Origin of the sequence: uncultured Tateyamaria sp., assembly GCF_947487805.1 — a bacterium.
In the GTDB taxonomy this organism is placed as follows: domain Bacteria; phylum Pseudomonadota; class Alphaproteobacteria; order Rhodobacterales; family Rhodobacteraceae; genus Tateyamaria.
Genome location: NZ_CANKXW010000002.1, coordinates 387,290 through 404,642, shown reverse-complemented (window position 1 = coordinate 404,642; position 17,353 = coordinate 387,290). Strand labels below are relative to the sequence as shown.

The window sequence follows — 17,353 nt, the reverse complement described above, 5'->3', positions numbered from 1 at the left end:
AGATCCGAGACCATGACACCTGCGCTTTTGATTGCCCTTTTGGCTTTGGTAGTGGGGGTCAGTGTTCTGGCCGCGCCGCGTCGGGCAACGGTCGAGGGGTTCTTTGCGGGACGCAGCGAGCGGGGTGCACCCGGTCTCTGGGTCCTGGTGTTGAGCCAAGTCACCACCTGGATTTTTGCGCGCAGTCTGATGAATGCGGCGATCCTTGGCTATTTCTACGGGATTGCGGGCACTTTGGCCTATGCCGCCTATTACGGCAGTTTCCTGTCCGGTGCCTTTGTCGTGGGACGGCTCCGGGCGCGGGGTGCGATGTCGGTGCAGGACTGGCTGTCGGTGCAGTTCGGGGCCTTGGGGACGGGGGCCTATAACCTCGTGATCGCGCTGCGGCTGCTGTCGGAGGTGTTTGCGAACCTGCTGGTCGTGGGGTTGATTGCGGGGGCGGTTCTGGAGGGCAGTGACACCGCCGCAATCGGTGTGGTTGCGGTGCTGGGGCTGGCCTATTCGGCCTGGGGCGGTCTGGGTGCGGCCTTGCGGACGGACGTGGCGCAGATGGTGCTGTTTCTGGCGGTGTTTGGCGTGGCGTTTGCCTATCTGGTGCTAAGCCCGGGGTTTTCACTGGGCGCGGTTTTGACCGCACCGGGGACGGCGGGGGCCTATAATGGGTGGGTATTGCTGGCTGTGGCCGCACTTCAGGTGTTTTCCTATCCGGTGCATGATCCGGTGATGATGGACCGGGGCTTTCTGGCTGATGCGCGCACCACGCGGGCGGCGTTTCTGCACGCGTTCTGGCTGTCGACGCTGTGCATCATCGGGTTCGGTTTTTTTGGCATTCAGGCGAGCCTTGTGGGGGCGGCCTATGGGGCGGAGCTGATCGGGACCTGGGGGCTGATGTTTCCGGCTTGGGTCTTTGCGCTGTTGATGTTGTCGCTGATCGTGTCGGCGGTGTCGACGCTGGATTCCGCGCTGGCCTCGGCCGCGCGTCTGGTGGTCGAGGAATTGCGCGGAGCGCCGCGGACCCTGTTCGGGGGGCGCGCCGTGATGGTGGTGTTCATGGCGCTTGGGGCCGGGTTGACGCTGTGGGGCAATGCGACGCTCTTTGATGCGGTGGCGGTGAGCGGCACGGCGTCGATGTTCCTGACGCCGGTGCTGGTTGTCGGGCTGGTCATGGGGCGCGTGGTGCCGGTCTGGTCCTATCTGGTGGCCTTTGGCGCGGCGGTTCTGGGGGCGGTGGCCTATTTCGGGCGCGGGTGGAGCGTGTTTGCCTCCCTGCTGCCGGAGGGGCATAAATACGAGCAGCTTCTGGTGATTTGCGTGGTGGTTCTGGCCGTTGGGTTTGCCGCGGTGCTTGCGGGCGCGCGCCGGGCCTGATACCTCCCGACTGTTTTGATCGGGAATGGGCGGAACGTGACGGCACCTCGGCTGGAAATTCGCAATCTGGTGCGCAGTTTTGGCGGCCGTCGTGTGGTCGATGGGGTCAGCCTGTCGATCCAGCCGGGGCAGGTGACGTGTCTCTTGGGGCCGTCGGGCTGTGGCAAGTCGACGACCTTGCGGATGATCGCAGGCGTCGAGATGCAGGACGCGGGCGAGATCTATGTGGACGGTGCCCTGATCTGTGACACCAAGTTCCGGGTGCCGCCCGAGCGGCGCGAAATTGGCCTCATGTTTCAGGACTTTGCGTTGTTTCCGCATCTGAGTGTGGCGGGCAATGTGGCTTATGGGTTGAGTGGCACGCGCGAGGAAAAGCGCGCCCGGGTCGAGGAAATGCTGGACCGGGTGCGCATGGGTCGGTTCATCGACATGTTTCCGCATCAGCTGTCGGGCGGCGAGCAGCAGCGGATTGCGCTGGCGCGGGCCCTGGCGCCGCGGCCGCGGATCATGCTGATGGACGAGCCGTTTTCTGGCCTCGACAACCGGTTGCGCGACGGGATCCGCGACGAGACGCTGGCGATCCTCAAGGAAGAGGACACCGGTGTTTTGCTGGTCACCCATGAGCCGGACGAGGCAATGCGCATGGCCGACGAGATTGCGTTGATGCGCGACGGGCGGATCGTGCAGCGGGGCGCGCCCTATAACGTCTATACCCGCCCCGCGGATCGGGCATCGGTGGCGTTTTTCAGTGATGCGAACCGGTTGGCCTCCGTGGTGGAGGGCGCGCTGGCGATGACGCCCTTTGGCCGGTTTCTGGCGCCGGGGGTGCCGGATGGGACAGAGGTGGATATCGTGTTCCGACCTCAGCATGTGAAGATCGATTTCGACCGGGCCGGTGTCGGTCCGGGGCCCACGGCGGCCGAAGGGACGGCGGCGCGGGCGCAGGTTATGCGCGCGCGGTTCATGGGCAACGAGAGCCTGGTGGAGTTCCGCCTGGATGATGACGGGCCGGTGATCAAGGCGACGGTGCCGGGGGTGTTTCTGCCGCAGGCGGGCACGGTCATGTGGCTGCGGATCCGGCGCGACAAGTGTTTTGTCTTTGCAAATGAGGAGCGCACATGAGTGGGCCGATGATTGTGGAATTTGGTCTGGGCACGTCGTTGCGCAGGGGCAGTTATACCGAAGCCGCGGCCCGCGCCGTGCGCGCGGCTTTGTGGCGCAATTCGATCAACCTTGCCGAATATATGGGTGTCGGCAAGGAGGACATGGTGATCGAAGTGCATGTGGGCTGTGCGCGGCCCGATCTGGTGGATACGTCCGTGCTGGCCGAGGTGTTTCCGTATGGGCGGACGTCCTTTGTCGTGGGGCACGGGGGGCTTGATGTGGTGCGACCCGAGGGGGTCGGCAATCCGACGGTGATGGCGCAGGCGGCGCTGGTCGTGTCGGTGGAGGGCGCGTGATGGCAGAGCAGCGTTTGATCATCGAGATGGCGCAAGGCGTCGATCTGCACGGGCGGGATGATACCAAGGCCGCGCGGCGCGCGGTGGAGCAGGCCATGCAGGGGGCGTCGCTGCCGATCTTTGGCACGTTGGGTGTGGATCGCGAGAGCATGCGCATTGTGGTGCATATCGGCGTGCCGCGGCCTGAGGCGGTGGATTTGGAGTTGATTGCTGGCCTGTTGCCTTACGGTCAGGTTGAGGTTGTGGCGGAAGCCGGGGGCCTTGATGTGCCTGTGGCGGGGGATGTGGCCGTGATGGCCGTGGCCGCGATTGAGGTGTTCCTGCCTGTACGCTAGGGTGTCGGGTGCTCTGTTTTGCGCCTCTGCGGCGCAAAAGGCGCCCACCCGCCGACCCTTGGGGCGTCAGAGCGTTGGATCATAGTCTTGCAGGCGCTTGCCGGGCTCGTCCGTGAAGAGTTCGGGCAGTGCTTCGGCGGTCTGGATGAGGTCTACGCGGAACACGCGGAAATCGTGTCTGAGTTCACACCATGTGGTCAGCGTCCAGACGCGCCCCCAGTATTCCATATGCAGCGGGCGCACGGTGCGCGTGGTGATGCGGTCGCCCTTGGAGTGATAGGTCAGTTTCAGCTTTTGGCGGGCGCGTATCGCAGCGCGCAGGGTGGGCATCTGGGCAAAGCCGCGCACTGCATCGGCAAAGGGGTACACCGCGAATTTCCACTTGTCGGCGTCCGCCACGGTGCGTTCGGGCAGGACCGCGTCGATCTTGTCGGCCAGTGTGCGTGCGGCGGTTTTGAGCGTGTCATCGGCGGCCTCGGCCACGATGGCCATGCCGAGGTTGAGGGCCTCGAGTTCTTCGGTGGTGAGGGTGAGGGGGGGCAGGCTGATCGCCTGGGTGATCATGTAGCCCACGCCGCGTTCGCCCTGCACAGGTACGCCGGAGGCCACCAACGTGTCCATGTCGCGGTAGATGGTGCGCACCGACACCTCGCAGTTCTCTGCCATCTCCTGCGCGGTGTGCAATTTGCCGTCGCGCAGGATCTGGATCAGGTCAAAGAGGCGGTCGGTGCGGCGCATGTCACTCCTGTTGCAACTGGATCGCGGCGTGGCGCATGTCCATGCCGTCGGGTGCGATCATCGCCATGAAGGGGCCCGCCTCGGGGCGTTCGAACATGGCGGCGGCGGCGGACTTGGCGGCGTCCAGCGACGTCCAGACGATGTGATCGGTCCAGAGCCCGGTGTCATCGACCGACAGGGTGCGTGTGACCATCGCGCCCGTGCTGCGCAGGAATGGGCCCATGTCATCAGCGGCCTCGATAAAGGCCTGCGTGCTGGTGCCTTCGACCAAGCGGAAGGTCACAATTTCTGACACAGGGCCCGACGGACCGGCGCCCTCGGCGCTCGCGGCATGGGCGATGGTGAGGGCAAAGAGGGAAGTGGTCAGGACGCGCATCGGTTGGTCTCCTTCTTGATTCATGCGTGATGCGGCCGGTTTACCGGGGTCCAACTGACATTAACCTGTCAGTTGGATGCAGACCATCGGAAATTTCAACGATTTTTCGCGTCACGGATGCGTGCGAGGCGTGCTCCGGGCTTTCGACCAACCGGGGCATTGCATAGACCTGATCGCGACAGGCGGCATTCCGTCGCCAATGACATGGGAGAGACCAATGGGAATTGGAAACATCGGACTTCCGGGCCTGCTGCTGATCGCTGTTGTGGTGCTGGTGCTGTTTGGGCGGGGCAAGATCTCGAGCCTGATGGGTGAGGTCGGCAAGGGCATCACAAGCTTCAAGAAGGGCGTGAACGAAGGCAAGGAAGAGCTGGAAGCGGCAAGCGCCGACGAGGCCAAGGACATCACGCCCGAGACTGAAAAAGACAAGGTCTGATCCATGTTCGATCTGGGCTTTGCCGAGCTGCTGATCATCGGGATCGTGGCGTTGATCGTGATTGGCCCCAAGGACCTGCCCATGGTGTTTCGCCAGGTGGGTCGGTTTGTGGGCAAGGCCCGCGGCATGGCGCGCGAGTTTTCGACCGCCATGAACCAGGCCGCGGACGAGGCGGGTGTCAAGGACATCCAGCGCACGATCAAGACCGCAACCAACCCGGTGGGCAGCGCCATGGACGGGGTCAAGGACGCCGCCCGTGATGTCACCTCGTCTCTGTCGGATCTCGATCCGGACAGCGAGACCGGCAAACTGGCCGCCGAACGCGCGGAAAACGCCCGCAAGATCCAGGCCGCCACCGCGCGCGCCCAGGCCGAGCGCAAGGCCAAGGAAGCGGCCGATGCGCTGAAAAAGGCCGAAGAGTTGGAAGCGCAGGCCCCGAAAGAGAGCTAGATGAGCCAAACTGACAATATGGACGACAGCACCGCGCCGCTGATCGAGCATCTGGCCGAGCTGCGCACGCGGCTGATCCGGTCCGTGATCGCGTTCATCATCGCCATCACGATCTTCTTTGTGCCGATCCAGGGCGAATTCATCGCGGCCCATGTGCTGGAATTCCTGCTGGCCCCGATCGAAAGCACGCTGCGCGCGCTGGGTGATCCGTCGCCCACGTTCCAGTATACCAGCCCGCAGGAATACCTGTTCACGCTGTTTCGCGTGTCGATGGTGTTCGGGTTTGGCATCGCCTTTCCGGTGATCGGCTACCAGATGTGGCGGTTTGTGGCACCGGGTCTGTACAAGCAGGAAAAGAACGCCTTTCTGCCATTCCTGATCGCATCGCCGCTGATGTTCATCCTTGGTGCCAGCTTTGCCCAATTTGTGGTCACGCCGCTTGCGATGCGCTTCCTGCTGGGCTTTGCCGACGCGTCGTCGATGTTTGCTTCGATCCTTGGCACGGCCACCGAACCTGGCGATGGCCCGACCATCGTGTTCAACGGCAAGGTCAACGAAAGCCTTGATATCACGTTGAAATTCATCATGGCCTTTGGACTGTGCTTTCAATTGCCTGTGCTTTTGACGCTGATGGGCAAGGCGGGGCTGGTCAGCTCCGAGGGATTGGGCAATGTGCGCAAATACGCGATGGTGGGGATTCTCGTGCTGGCCGCCGTGGTCACACCGCCCGATGTCATCACGCAATTGATTCTGTTCACCGTGGTTTACGGCCTATACGAGATTTCGATCTGGCTCGTGGCCCGTGTGGAACAGAAACGGGACGATAAACTCCGCGAAGAGGGCTATTTCGACGACGAGGATGATCTGGGTGATCTGCCCGAGGACGAGTTGAAGTAAGATGATCGACGACCCCATGGACCGCATTGCCGCGGCGCTGGAGCGGATGTCTCCGGCGCCTTTGGCGGCCCCCGATTTCGACGCGGCGCAGGCCTTTGTCTGGCAGACGGGCCCGGACCGGTTGGAGCCTGTGACGCAGGTCTCGCGGGTGCCTCTGGATCTGCTCTTGGGCGTGGACCGGTCGCGGGATACGCTTTTGGCCAACACCCGCCAGTTTGCCGCCGGACTGCCCGCGAACAACGCGCTGCTCTGGGGTGCACGGGGCATGGGAAAATCCAGCCTTGTCAAGGCGATCCACGGCGCACTTGAGGCAGAGCATAAAGATCTGAAGATGGTGGAACTGCACCGCGAGGATCTGCCATCAGTCGGGCGGTTGCTGAACCTTTTGCGCGCGGCAGACAACGCCCGCTTTATCCTGTTCTGCGATGATCTGTCATTCAGCCACGATGACCAGCATTACAAATCGCTCAAGGCGGTGCTGGATGGCGGGATCGAAGGAAGGCCCGACAACGTCATTCTTTATGCGACGTCGAACCGCCGCCACCTGATGCCCCGCGACATGATCGAAAACGAACGGGGCAGCGCCATCAACCCGTCCGAGGCGGTCGAGGAAAAGGTGTCGCTGTCTGACCGGTTTGGTCTTTGGCTGGGCTTTCACGCCTGCGATCAGGATCAGTACCTCGCGATGATCCGCGGCTATTGCGCGGCCTACGGGGTCGAGATCGATGACGACACCCTCTGGGCCGAGGCCATCGAATGGCAGGCCACGCGCGGGTCCCGGTCGGGGCGCGTGGCATGGCAGTATTTCTGTGATCTGGCCGGTCGGCGGGGTGTCGCGCTCTAGGCGGCCAGCAGTTGCGCCTCGTAGCTTTTGAGGCAAGGCGCATACATCTGACCATAGCGCGTCAGATCGGGGAACAACCTGTCGATCTCTGTCCGTGCGTCATCTCCCACAGCACCCATGGCTATCGCGCCGGGAAAAAGGGTTTCGCTCCAGATCCCATAGCTTTGCACGACGTTGTGCGCCTCCAGCAGGATGTGGTGATAGGTCACGCGCCCGCCTATCTTGCGGTAGACCCCGTCCATGCACAAAAGGTCCTTGGCCCGCACCAGCACCTCGTCCTGACCAAAGAGCATCTCGGCCCGCCAGTCGGACAGCAGGATTGCGTGCTGCGGCGATACGGTAAGGTCCCGGTCGTTGCCCAACGTGCCTGCCGAAATCACGATGGGGGCCAGGTCTCCGGTCGCCAGAACTGTTGTGCACCCGGCCCACAGGACCGGCTGTGGTCCAGATCCCGCCGTCGTCACCAGATCCCCCTCGCGCAGGTCCTCTACCGCGCGCGGCCCTTCAGGTGCTTCGATCATCGTGCCGGAGGTGAAACAGACAACCGTGCCGCCAAGCGACACGTGCGGGACCAGTTCACCATTGTCCACGATCCCGCCGATGGTCAGATCGGTGTTGGGCGGCGGCATTCCGTCAGGGAACACCAGGTAATACCCGTCCTCATCCGTCGCGGTTGCATCCGCGCCGTCGTTTAGGTCGTTGTCGTTGTTCAGGTCGACATCGATGACCGCGACTTGCCACGTTGTGGTGCCGTCCGTGACGGTGAACGTATAGTCCCAGATGATCTGGCGCTCGATGCCGCCGATGAACACTGTCTGCTCGCCAATCGCGCCAAACCGTTCCTGGGCCTGCACCGTTTCGTTATTGGCACCATCGCCGTTGAAGTTCGTTGCCCCATCGTTCTCGTTCACGACGAAATAGGTGGTGTCACCAGTATATCGCCACGTGCCCGAAGGTGCGAAGGCATAGTTGTTGGCCACCCCGTTGACGGTGGTCTGGGTGCCGAACAAGGCAAATGTGTAACCATAGAAAACTGGCATGATGCGAATTCAATCCAACTCGTTTCGTTGAATTGTTTCTGATCGCGCAACAGGGCAGGGTTAGGGCCATACGCTGCCGTTTGAGATAAATCAGAGGTCATTTTTAGGCAAATCGGGCGCACCTACCCGTGCAGGTAGGTGATGCGCCGCAATTGCCGTAGTCGTGCCTTATTTCAGGAACGGCCCGGGATCGACGCTGTCGAACCCGTCGCGCACCTCGAAATGGACAAAGGCGTTGTCGTCGCTGTCCCGCAGCCGCGCGATGGATTGGCCGCGCCGCACGCTGTCGCCTTTGGCCACCTGCACCTGATCGACATTGGCATAGACTGTCAGCAGGTTGCCGGGATGGCGGATTACGATGATTGGAACACCGTCCGCGCTTTTGGTGATTGCGGCCACAGTGCCTGCGGTCGCGGCCTTGACCGGGCTGCCGGGGGCCGCCTTGATGTCGATGCCCTCGTTCCGGCCCTTGGCGTATTCACGGATGATGCTGCCCTGCACGGGCAGGCCCATCTGCGCAGGTTTGGCCGTGGCGGTGGTCTGGCCCACATCCGCGGTGGGCTTGTCCGGGTCAGGTGATCCGGGCGGCGGGTTCGCGGTGTCGTCGTCAGGCAGCGGTTTGGCCGCACTGGGCGGCAGCGGCGTGGGCGAACCCGACCCCGGCGCCGTGGTCGCCGCGGCCTGTCCCGTCGGGGGTGCCACGCGCGCCACGGGGATCAGCAGGTACTGCCCCTCGCGCACGGCAAAATCCGCGCCCAGCCCGTTCCATTCCGCCAGCGACTTGGCAGGCACCTGATAGAGCCGCGCAATGGTAAACGCCGTCTCGCCCCGTTCGACCCGGTGGCGGATCGGTTCCTGCCCGGTCTGCGGCAACGATGCCGTGGGTACCGTGCTGGCCGGGGTGGGGGCCGCGTTGTCGATGGCATTCCCGGCCAGCGTTGTCACATCGACCGAGGACGGCTGAATCGGGCCGGTGCCAATCGCACCTGTGGCGGGCGACGGTTCGGCCACACGGCGGGGCAGGGCAATAATCTCGCCCGAACGCAACGGCACGTCCGGCTCGATCCCGTTGAACCGGCCAAGCTCGTTTGGGGGCAGGCCCACCCGTGTCGCCACGTCCGTAAGCGTGTCGCCACGCTTGGCCACCGCAACCTGATAGTTCGGGTAAGAGATCACGCCGCGCGCATCGGGCCGCGGCCGGTCGGCCGTGGCATTCTGTGCTGCTTCGGCAGTGGAGAACCCGCCGCCAATCCCGCGCAGATCGAAATCCAGCGGTTCATCACAGGCGGCCAGCACCAGCAGGCCAGAGGTTGCCAATATCAGCGGCGCGCGCATGCGCGGGGTGGTCGGGATCATCTGCGTCGTCCTCTTGCCGGACCCCTCGTGAACGGAGGCCTTGTCGGTCAGCGACGTTTTACACCAGTTCTACTCTTTGCCCAAGCCCTCGAGCAGGGGAACAAAGCGGACGTCGCGCATTTCGTCATATTCGAGGCCCGTGGCGGTCTTGTGCACACGGATCAGGCTTTGCACCGCGTCCGACTGACCCACGGGCAGCACCATGATGCCGCCCTCCTTGAGCTGTGCCAAAAGCGGGCCCGGCGGGTCCTCGGCGGCGGCGGTGATGATGATCCGGTCAAAGGGCGCCTGATCCGGCAGCCCATGTGACCCGTCCGCCGTCAGCGCCGTGATCGTGTGCAGATCCAGCTCTTCAAAGATGGCGCGCGCCTCGTGGACCAGCCGCCGGTGCCGGTCGATCGTATAGACGCGCCGCGCCAGTTTCGCGAGGATCGCGGCCTGATAGCCCGATCCGGTCCCGATCTCGAGCACCTTGTCGCGTGGGCTGATATTCAGCGCCTGCGTCATCAGCCCCACCACCGACGGCTGGCTGATTGTCTGCCCACAGGCGATGGGCAGCGGCATATCCTCGTAGGCGCGTTCCGAGAAAAGCCCACGTACAAAGGGCCCCCGGTCGATTTCCTCCATCGCCTGCAACACGCGCTTGTCGGTCACGCCCTTGGACCGGAGCGCATAGAGGAACTGCATCTTGCGGGTGGCGAGGTCGTCGTCGCTGTGCTCTGCGCTCATGTGGCGATGGCCCCGAGCGTGTCCAGCATGTCATGGGCCGTCAGGTCCGCGCGCATTGGCGTGACCGAGATATAGCCATCCAGATTGACCGCCGCGTCCGTGCCTGCCGCCGTCTGCACCTGCTGGTTGCCGCCCTTGATCCAGAGATAATCGCGCCCCGTGGGCGATGTCGTCGCCTCGGTGTGAAATCCAGTGCCGGGGCGCAAGCCCTGCGGCACCAGCCGCGTGCCCTTGACGTCCCGCGCGGCGACGGGCGGCACGTTGACGTTATAGAACAGCTGATAGCCCGGCTGAGTGCTGGGCGTGGCGGCAATAATCCGCTCAACCACCGCTTTGCCATGGGTGGCGGACGCTTCAAACGGGTTGTCGAGGTCACGATTGGCGGGGCCGTAATATTGCGAGATCGCAATCGACAGCACCCCTTGCAGCGCCCCTTCGATGGCCGCGCCCAATGTTCCGGAATAGAGGGCATTCTCTGCCGAGTTGTTGCCCCGGTTGACGCCCGACAGGATCAGGTCGGGGGCCGTGTCCAGCACCTGGTGCAGCCCCGCCAGCACGCAATCTGCCGGGCTGCCCTCGACCGCAAACCGACGCGCGGCCAGCTGTTGGATCATGAATGGGCGGGAATAGGAGATACAGTGCCCCACGCCAGACTGCTCAAAGGCCGGGGCCACGGTCCAGACTTCGCCATCCGGTCCCGCAAGTGCGGTCGCGATGTCGGTCAGAACCGCAAGGCCGGGTGCCGAGATACCGTCGTCATTGGTGATGAGAATGCGCATGTTCTGCCCCTTTGCGCTTTACTAGGCGGGCGACGGTGGTGGTGGCAACGCATCGCGGGCCTCTGCATCGATTTTTTTGTGCCGCGGCACGGATCGTTGCGCACCCGCTACGCGCGCCGCGCGACATAGCCATGCGACAGCCGAGACGGGGGGCCTGCGGAAAACGGGTGCGCGGTGACGTCCCGGAACCCCGCGGCGCGCAGCATGCTCACCGCGTGCTCCGGCACGAACGCCGCATTGCCCCAGCGCCAGCGCACCAGCGCCGTACACCAATGCGGTTTCGATATGGCCATGACCAGCGTGCCGCCGGGCGCCAGCCGGTCATGCAACCAGCGCAGCGCCGCACCCGGATCCTCCAGATGTTCGACCACATGTGCGCACAGCACCACGTCCTGCGGGGGCAGGTCGGGTATGTCGGCCCCCAGTGGTGCGGCAACGGTCCGGGCAGGGTCCAGCCGGGCGTCTGCGGCCTCCAGCATGGCGGGCGAGATATCCGTCAGCGTCAGTGTGCCGGGCCGTCCGTGCCGCGCCACCCACGCGGTCGCAAAGGCCCCCGTGCCGGTGCCCACATCCAGCACCTTGGCATCTATGGCGGGGGCGGGCGTCTGCGCCATCACCTCTGCATAGGCCGTCAGGAACCCCAGTTTGGAAATCCCGTCCTGCCAGCCGGTCGCGGCGGCATCATAGACGGCGCGCAACGCGCCGCTTCGCGCCACGGGGCGGGGCCGGTCAAAGGTGGTGAAATATCTCAGCATTGCGCCATGGGGCCACGGCACGGCCCCAAGATCAAGCGCGAAGTTCCGCCAGAATGCGCGCGGCCTCGGCCTGCGGATCGGCCAGCGGGCCGCGGTCCTCGCCGGGATGGAACCGCGCGCGGGTGGCCGTGGGCATCGGCCGGGGCGTCGCGATATGCACGCGGGGCCCGGTTTTCGCGGCCTCGGCCTGCCAACTGCGCGCCAGCGCGATCTGTGCCGCCTTGGTTGCGCCATAGCTGCCATAAAAGGGCTGCCCGGCCTGCGGATCATCAAAGAACAGCGCGGTGCCGTCCGTGCCCAGCAGCGGCGCGAGATAGGTGATCAGCGTCGCGGTGGCCGTCACGTTGCCCGCCACCGACTTGGTCATGTCCTTGGCATCGATCATGCCTGCCGGGGCCAAAGGGGCCGCGTGTACCGCCGCATGTGCCCAGACGTCCAGGCTGCCCCACCGGTCGTGGATGCCACGGCACAGCGTCTGCATCGCCGCATCGTTGGTGATATCCATGGGCGCAAGCGTCGCCGCCCCTCCGGCGGCCTTGATCCGATCATCCAGCTCTTCGAGCGCGCCGGTGGTCTTGGCCACGGCGATGATGTGATGGGTGGGCGCCAGCGCGCGGGCCAAGGCCGCGCCCAGACCGCGCGAGGCACCGGTGATGAGGGCTGTTTGTGTCATGGCCGGGGTTTGCCCGTTGCGGGCACCCCCGTCAAGCGGCGGCCTGCGCCCGAGGTGTCGCAGGCATGGTCAGCACCCGCTCGCGCACGCCGCCATGCAGGATCACGGCGCTGTCGGAAATGGCAACGACAGTGCCTTGGGGCAGTGTGTCACCCATGCCTACGGTCCGGATCTGCCCTGCGGATGTGCGCAACAGCGCGCGGGGCGCTTCGGGCGTGCCCATGATCCCGATCAATTGCAGTTTGCGCAGCGGCAGCGCGCCGCGCATCGTTGCCAGATCGGCGGTGATTTCATTGGTGGTCTCGGACATATTTGCCTCCTGAGAAATGCTCGGAAGCGGGCGCTAACACACCGGTCTGCGGGGCGAAATCGGGGTCATCCGCCGTGCGCGTTCCGCCGCGCATTGACGTGCGGGCAGGTGGCAAACCTATGCCGATGCGCGCTTTCACCTGGAAATGCTACCGTTTGAATATCAGGTTCTCTGTTCCAAAGTTGCAGTTCCCGGTCTCGTACGAACGCGCACAGGAAGATCGGGTTGTCTGGACTTCGCCGTCAAAACTGCATGCAATGGTCGAGAAAGTTGTGTGCTTGTGGAGCGGCACAAGGACGAGTGCAGGGGTCGTGAATTCGGCAGAATAGTGTGCACTGTCGACTGTGCAACGCACTTGCCGCTCTTGAATGTACACCGACTTTCTGCCCACATTTTCATATGCGCGCACGGTGAGGCGGCCTTGTCCCAGAACTGTCAGGCTTTGCGAGGATGGCTTGGGCGACGCGAAAACAGGCGGGCTGGAAATCCGATCCGGGAAACAGCCGGCAAGCAGCAGAATCGCGCAACAGATTAACGCAAAGCGGTTCACTCCGCCGCCTTCATTTCGAACCCTTTTTCAATCATGTCGGCGGGCTCCACCGGGTACTCCCCGGAAAAACACGCATCGCAATATTGCGGGCTGGTGGCATCCCGGCCCTGCGCTTCGCCGACCGCGCGATAGAGACCGTCGAGCGAGATGAACTTGAGGCTATCCACGCCCAGATGCTGGCACATCTCTTCTTCGCTCATGGTCGCGGCCAGCAGCTTTTCGCGCTGGGGCGTGTCCACACCATAGAAACAGGGCCACGCGGTCGGCGGCGAGGCGATGCGGAAATGGACCTCGGCAGCGCCCGCATCCAGGATCATCTCCTTGATCTTGCGGCTGGTGGTGCCGCGCACCACGCTGTCATCCACGAGGATCACGCGCTTGCCCCGGATCAGCGCCCGGTTCACGTTCAGCTTCAGCCGCACACCCATGTTGCGGATGCTTTCGGTGGGCTCAATAAACGTCCGACCCATATACTGGTTGCGGATGATCCCCATCGCGTACGGTATGCCCGATTCCAGCGAGAACCCGATGGCCGCAGGCGTGCCGCTGTCGGGCACCGGACAGACCAGATCGGCCTCCACGGGTGCTTCCTTGGCCAGCTCGCGCCCGATATTCTCGCGGGTTTCATAGACGGACCGCCCGCCGAGGATGCTGTCGGGACGGCTGAAATAGACGTGTTCAAAGATGCAGAACCGCGATTTCTGCCGGCGGAAGGGGAACCGGCTCTCGATGCCCTTGTCCGTGATCACCACCATCTCGCCTGGCTCGATCTCGCGCACGAACTCTGCGCCGATGATATCTAGCGCGCAGGTTTCGGAACTGAGCACATAGCCCGTGTCCAGCTTGCCCAGCACCAGCGGGCGCACGCCAAGCGCGTCGCGCACACCGATCAACTTGGTACGGGTCATGGCGACAACCGAAAACGCCCCTTCGACACGGCGCAGCGCGTCTTCCATCCGCTCGGGGATGTTGCGTTGCAAGCTGCGCGCCATCAGGTGGATGATGCATTCGCTGTCCGAAGACGACTGAAAGATCGACCCGCGCTCGATCAGCTCGCGGCGCAGGGCATCGGCATTGGTGATGTTGCCATTGTGGGCAATCGCGGCCCCACCCATGGCAAACTCGCCAAAGAACGGCTGCACGTCGCGGATCGCCGTCTGGCCCTTTGATCCGGCGGTGGAATAGCGCACATGCCCGATCGACAGCGCGCCGGGCAGAGTCTCCATCACGGACTGAGAGGTGAAATTGTCGCGCACATAGCCAAAGCGGCGGGCGGAGTTGAACCCGTGGTCGGGATCATAGGCGACGATGCCGCCTGCTTCCTGTCCGCGGTGTTGCAGGGCGTGCAGGCCAAGGGCCACGAAATTGGCCGCATCCAGCGTACCCAGAACGCCAAAGATACCGCATTCTTCCTTGAGCTTGTCATCATCAAAGGGGTGAGCGGGGGGCATCAGCGCGTCGGCGTCGAGGTCGGACAAGGGGCAGCTCCGAATCCGTTGAGGGGTTAGGGCGGGGTTTAGCAAGCCCGGCCCCCACTGTCACGAAAGGATCACAAATCCCGCGCGCCTCAGGCAGCGGCCGCGTCCGGCTGTGTCATTTTACCCTCGCTCAGGGCCAAAAGGGCGCGGGTGTCGCCATATCCGAGTTTGCGGAAAAACCCTTGTGCCCCGCCGTCATGCGCATGGATCAACAGGCCTGATTGCGCAAAGATCATCTCTTCCTCGGCGAAATGCAGCGTGGCAAGGTCCGGCCCGGCAAAGAGGGTGGGGCGCACACCGCGGCATCCGCTCAAGGCCCGCAAAGGCACCGACACCACAGGCGCTTCCGACCACCGCGCAGGTGGCGTCAGGGCCACGCGGGCATCGGCAGGCAGGGCCACGTCCGAACAGGTCGACAGAACGCCGCCCGGCACATGCACCAGCGGCGCTGTCATCTTGGGCCGGCTGATCGCGGTGATGGTGGCAAAACCGCCATCCAGCGTGGCGACCCGGTCACCGGCCATCGCGTCGTCAACGCTGATCCAGCCGCGCGGGGTCTCGATCCGTGTCTGTGCGCTCAGTGTGGCACGGGCATCGCGGCGGCGGGCGGGACAGGTGGCAGGGGCAAACGTGGTAAATGCGGCGTCGTGGTTCAGGAACATGGGGTCGGTCCTCCGATTGGGCTGTTGGTTGTGATCTGGCTCAAAGGGGCACCACAAATCTGCCGCTTTTTCGTCACAACCACGGCCAAAGCCGGGCGCTGTTTCGCCACAGTGTCCAGTCGGGCGGAAACGGCGCGCACTCTCCCTAAGGGGGCCACGAAATTTACGAACCGTTTACCATGATGACGGCGGGAGGGCCGCGCGACTCAGGAGTTATTGGTCGGGTTCGACACCCGCACGGGCCAGCAGGGCGGACATCGCGTTTACCAGTTGGCCGAAATCGTCCGGGGGCGCGGCGCCTTCGGGCAGGTTGCGCGCCACCGCCAGATCCGCCGCCATCACCCCGGCACAGGTTTCCCCATAGAGCGTCACCACCCGCACAAACGCTTCGTCATGGGACAGGATGTCCGCATCGCTCAGCACACCGCGACAGAACGTCAGATGGTTCTGGAACGCCTCCACCGTGCCGCGTTTGATCGCAGACGAGGTAAAGCCAAGAAACAGCGACAGCCCAAAGGCCAGCGCACAGATCGACGCGATGATCCCCTTGCTGCGGTCCGTGCCAAACAGATAGGCCGCCGCACCGCCCGCCAACGCCAGTGCCGCCGGGATGATGTCGCCCACCGCCGCCGTGCGGCTGAGGCCCCCGGCATAGCCCGACACCAGCCCCAGCATCGCCAGTCCGGCAATCAGACCCAGCATCGGCGCTAGCTTTTCGCCGGGCGACAGCGCCTTGGCAAAGGCGAGCGTCAGCGCGCAGGTCAGCGCGAAAAACCCGATCAGGTGCGACAGTTCGAGAAAGGAATTGATCATGGCGATGTCCCCGCGCCCGACGGTGTGGTCAGCAGGATGCGCAACTGGCTGTCGGTCAGGCGATCCTCGATTTCAAACAGGGTGCTGCCGGGGGACCGGAACCCGGACCGGGCTGTGCCGGGGCAGGTGCATTTGCGGGTGATCAGCTTGGTATCGGGGGCCGTGGCAGACGGGGCGGCCAACAGGGCGCCGAGGGTCTGCTCCACATGGCCCTCGGGCGACAGGGGCGCAATCGGCACCGCGTTCAACGTCTTGGCGATCTCGGCCAGCGCCGCGCTGGGGGCGGTGCCGCTCAGCTCTGTCGACAGGGTAAAACCCGCGTCCGCATCCGGCACCACGTTCCACATCTCGCCGCCGCGCACGAAATTCTGCGCCGCGCGGTTGCAATTGCACCCGGAAGTGGCCGCGCCGATCCCCACCCGTGCCGCGCCGCGGATGTCTGTGACCCGCGTAGGCGGGCCCAGTGTCATCCGGTATCCTGTGACACCGGCGGGCGTGGCGAGGACATGACCCCGCTCCTCGCGCAGCAGGCAGGTGAGGGCGGCCAGCCTTGTGTTGGCGTCCGGTGCGGCGGCATAGGCGCTGGCCTGGAGCGTGCAGGCCTGCGCCATTGCAAGGCCCGGCGCGACCATCAAGGCCAGAGCCAACAGAAAACGATGCAGCATGGATGACCTCTTGCGGAGCATTCAACCGCAAGTGTTCCTGCAATCCGGTCCCGGATCAAGCCGGTTTATTCGATGCAGACGCCCACAAGGTTCTCATATTGCTGGGTGATCCAGCCCAGTGCCTCTTCGGGGTTCTGCTCTTCGATCTGGCCGGTAAACCGCCCGAACACTGCCGCAGACCGGCTTTCGTCGACGATTGTAAACTCCTGCCCGGTGATCACTGTGTCGTAGACAAAAAAGGCAATCGCCACGAGCAGCACACCACGCGCCACGCCAAAGAGGAACCCAAGCCCCTGGTCCAGCCCCCCCAGCGCCGAGCGCCGCACCAGCGACGAAAACAGCGGGGTGAAAAGCGACACGATGATCAACGCCACCGCAAAGACCAGCGCAAAGGCGCCGATGATGCTCAGCTCGCAACTGTCGGCCAGGAAATCACCCACCACGGGGATCTCGCGCACCAGCGGCTCGACGCGCGGCGCAAACAGGAACGCAAGGATCGCCGCGGCGATCCAGGCGGCGATGGCCATCGCCTCGCGCACCAATCCGCGCCCATAGGCCAAGAGGGCCGAGAGGATGATGACCACGGCAACGACGCCGTCAATGATGGTGAACCCTTCCATGGTCCTGCCCCTTTATTCT

Annotated in this window: 22 protein-coding genes; 8 read left to right on the top strand and 14 right to left on the bottom strand. The window is 64.2% G+C overall.

The window, feature by feature from the left end; all coding sequences use genetic code 11:
• The first annotated feature begins 12 nt into the window (after positions 1–12).
• From Q0949_RS07560 to Q0949_RS07545, 4 genes are read left to right on the top strand one after another with little or no spacing between them, the layout of a single operon-like run.
• Complete coding sequence (locus tag Q0949_RS07560) at positions 13–1,368, top strand: sodium:proline symporter (RefSeq protein WP_299370172.1); 1,356 nt, start codon at positions 13–15, stop codon at positions 1,366–1,368.
• Positions 1,369–1,404: 36 nt separating this feature from the next.
• Positions 1,405–2,490, top strand: a complete 1,086-nt coding sequence (locus Q0949_RS07555) for an ABC transporter ATP-binding protein (RefSeq protein ID WP_299370170.1) — start codon at positions 1,405–1,407, stop codon at positions 2,488–2,490.
• Positions 2,487–2,828: a Lin0512 family protein gene (locus tag Q0949_RS07550; RefSeq protein ID WP_299140633.1), complete on the top strand. Its 342-nt coding sequence runs from the start codon at positions 2,487–2,489 to the stop codon at positions 2,826–2,828. Before Q0949_RS07555 ends, Q0949_RS07550 begins: the two co-directional genes overlap by 4 nt.
• The gene (locus tag Q0949_RS07545; protein WP_299370168.1) at positions 2,828–3,163 is read left to right on the top strand and encodes a Lin0512 family protein; all 336 of its coding nucleotides are present in this window, start codon (positions 2,828–2,830) and stop codon (positions 3,161–3,163) included. Before Q0949_RS07550 ends, Q0949_RS07545 begins: the two co-directional genes overlap by 1 nt.
• Before the next feature lie 66 nt (positions 3,164–3,229).
• Here Q0949_RS07545 and Q0949_RS07540 read toward each other — a convergent pair whose 3' ends face one another.
• A complete protein-coding gene (locus tag Q0949_RS07540; RefSeq protein ID WP_299370166.1) occupies positions 3,230–3,901 on the bottom strand; it encodes a YafY family protein in 672 nt (223 codons plus the stop codon).
• Between the two features lies 1 nt (position 3,902).
• Positions 3,903–4,277 carry a hypothetical protein gene (locus tag Q0949_RS07535; protein WP_299370164.1) on the bottom strand — a complete coding sequence of 125 codons (375 nt, stop codon included), beginning with the start codon at positions 4,275–4,277 and terminating at the stop codon, positions 3,903–3,905.
• A gap of 217 nt (positions 4,278–4,494) precedes the next feature.
• Here Q0949_RS07535 and Q0949_RS07530 point away from each other — a divergent pair, with 217 nt between their 5' ends.
• The 4 genes from Q0949_RS07530 to Q0949_RS07515 are packed head-to-tail and all read left to right on the top strand — an operon-like array spanning position 4,495 to position 6,904.
• Positions 4,495–4,713 carry a twin-arginine translocase TatA/TatE family subunit gene (locus Q0949_RS07530; protein ID WP_299370162.1) on the top strand — a complete coding sequence of 73 codons (219 nt, stop codon included), beginning with the start codon at positions 4,495–4,497 and terminating at the stop codon, positions 4,711–4,713.
• Between the two features lie 3 nt (positions 4,714–4,716).
• A complete protein-coding gene (gene tatB / locus Q0949_RS07525; RefSeq protein ID WP_299370160.1) occupies positions 4,717–5,163 on the top strand; it encodes a Sec-independent protein translocase protein TatB in 447 nt (148 codons plus the stop codon).
• Positions 5,164–6,060, top strand: coding sequence for a twin-arginine translocase subunit TatC (gene tatC, locus Q0949_RS07520; protein WP_299370158.1), 897 nt, complete (start codon positions 5,164–5,166; stop codon positions 6,058–6,060).
• Position 6,061: 1 nt separating this feature from the next.
• Complete coding sequence (locus Q0949_RS07515; protein WP_299370156.1) at positions 6,062–6,904, top strand: ATP-binding protein; 843 nt, start codon at positions 6,062–6,064, stop codon at positions 6,902–6,904.
• Here the strand turns inward: Q0949_RS07515 and Q0949_RS07510 are convergent.
• The 12 genes from Q0949_RS07510 to Q0949_RS07455 all read right to left on the bottom strand — a co-directional run bounded on the left by Q0949_RS07510 (position 6,901) and on the right by Q0949_RS07455 (position 17,334).
• The gene (locus Q0949_RS07510; RefSeq protein ID WP_299370154.1) at positions 6,901–7,944 is read right to left on the bottom strand and encodes a Hint domain-containing protein; all 1,044 of its coding nucleotides are present in this window, start codon (positions 7,942–7,944) and stop codon (positions 6,901–6,903) included. The two genes, Q0949_RS07515 and Q0949_RS07510, sit on opposite strands and share 4 nt — an antisense overlap.
• A 168-nt stretch (positions 7,945–8,112) precedes the next feature.
• Positions 8,113–9,300: a peptidoglycan DD-metalloendopeptidase family protein gene (locus tag Q0949_RS07505; protein ID WP_299370152.1), complete on the bottom strand. Its 1,188-nt coding sequence runs from the start codon at positions 9,298–9,300 to the stop codon at positions 8,113–8,115.
• Between the two features lie 69 nt (positions 9,301–9,369).
• Complete coding sequence (locus tag Q0949_RS07500) at positions 9,370–10,029, bottom strand: protein-L-isoaspartate(D-aspartate) O-methyltransferase (protein ID WP_299370150.1); 660 nt, start codon at positions 10,027–10,029, stop codon at positions 9,370–9,372.
• Entirely contained in the window at positions 10,026–10,808 is a 783-nt protein-coding gene (gene surE, locus Q0949_RS07495; protein ID WP_299370148.1) for a 5'/3'-nucleotidase SurE, read from the bottom strand. Before surE ends, Q0949_RS07500 begins: the two co-directional genes overlap by 4 nt.
• Before the next feature lie 107 nt (positions 10,809–10,915).
• The gene (locus Q0949_RS07490; protein ID WP_299370146.1) at positions 10,916–11,563 is read right to left on the bottom strand and encodes a class I SAM-dependent methyltransferase; all 648 of its coding nucleotides are present in this window, start codon (positions 11,561–11,563) and stop codon (positions 10,916–10,918) included.
• Between the two features lie 31 nt (positions 11,564–11,594).
• On the bottom strand, positions 11,595–12,236 hold the full coding sequence (locus Q0949_RS07485; RefSeq protein ID WP_299370144.1) for an SDR family oxidoreductase: 642 nt from the start codon (positions 12,234–12,236) through the stop codon (positions 11,595–11,597).
• A gap of 31 nt (positions 12,237–12,267) precedes the next feature.
• Entirely contained in the window at positions 12,268–12,546 is a 279-nt protein-coding gene (locus Q0949_RS07480) for an amidophosphoribosyltransferase (protein ID WP_299370142.1), read from the bottom strand.
• A gap of 546 nt (positions 12,547–13,092) precedes the next feature.
• Complete coding sequence (gene purF / locus Q0949_RS07475) at positions 13,093–14,547, bottom strand: amidophosphoribosyltransferase (RefSeq protein ID WP_299370843.1); 1,455 nt, start codon at positions 14,545–14,547, stop codon at positions 13,093–13,095.
• Between the two features lie 116 nt (positions 14,548–14,663).
• Positions 14,664–15,236: a hypothetical protein gene (locus Q0949_RS07470; RefSeq protein WP_299370140.1), complete on the bottom strand. Its 573-nt coding sequence runs from the start codon at positions 15,234–15,236 to the stop codon at positions 14,664–14,666.
• A gap of 213 nt (positions 15,237–15,449) precedes the next feature.
• Complete coding sequence (locus tag Q0949_RS07465; RefSeq protein ID WP_299370138.1) at positions 15,450–16,049, bottom strand: hypothetical protein; 600 nt, start codon at positions 16,047–16,049, stop codon at positions 15,450–15,452.
• Complete coding sequence (locus Q0949_RS07460) at positions 16,046–16,714, bottom strand: hypothetical protein (RefSeq protein ID WP_299370136.1); 669 nt, start codon at positions 16,712–16,714, stop codon at positions 16,046–16,048. Before Q0949_RS07460 ends, Q0949_RS07465 begins: the two co-directional genes overlap by 4 nt.
• A gap of 65 nt (positions 16,715–16,779) precedes the next feature.
• Positions 16,780–17,334, bottom strand: a complete 555-nt coding sequence (locus Q0949_RS07455) for a CvpA family protein (protein WP_299370134.1) — start codon at positions 17,332–17,334, stop codon at positions 16,780–16,782.
• Between the last annotated feature and the right edge of the window lie 19 nt (positions 17,335–17,353).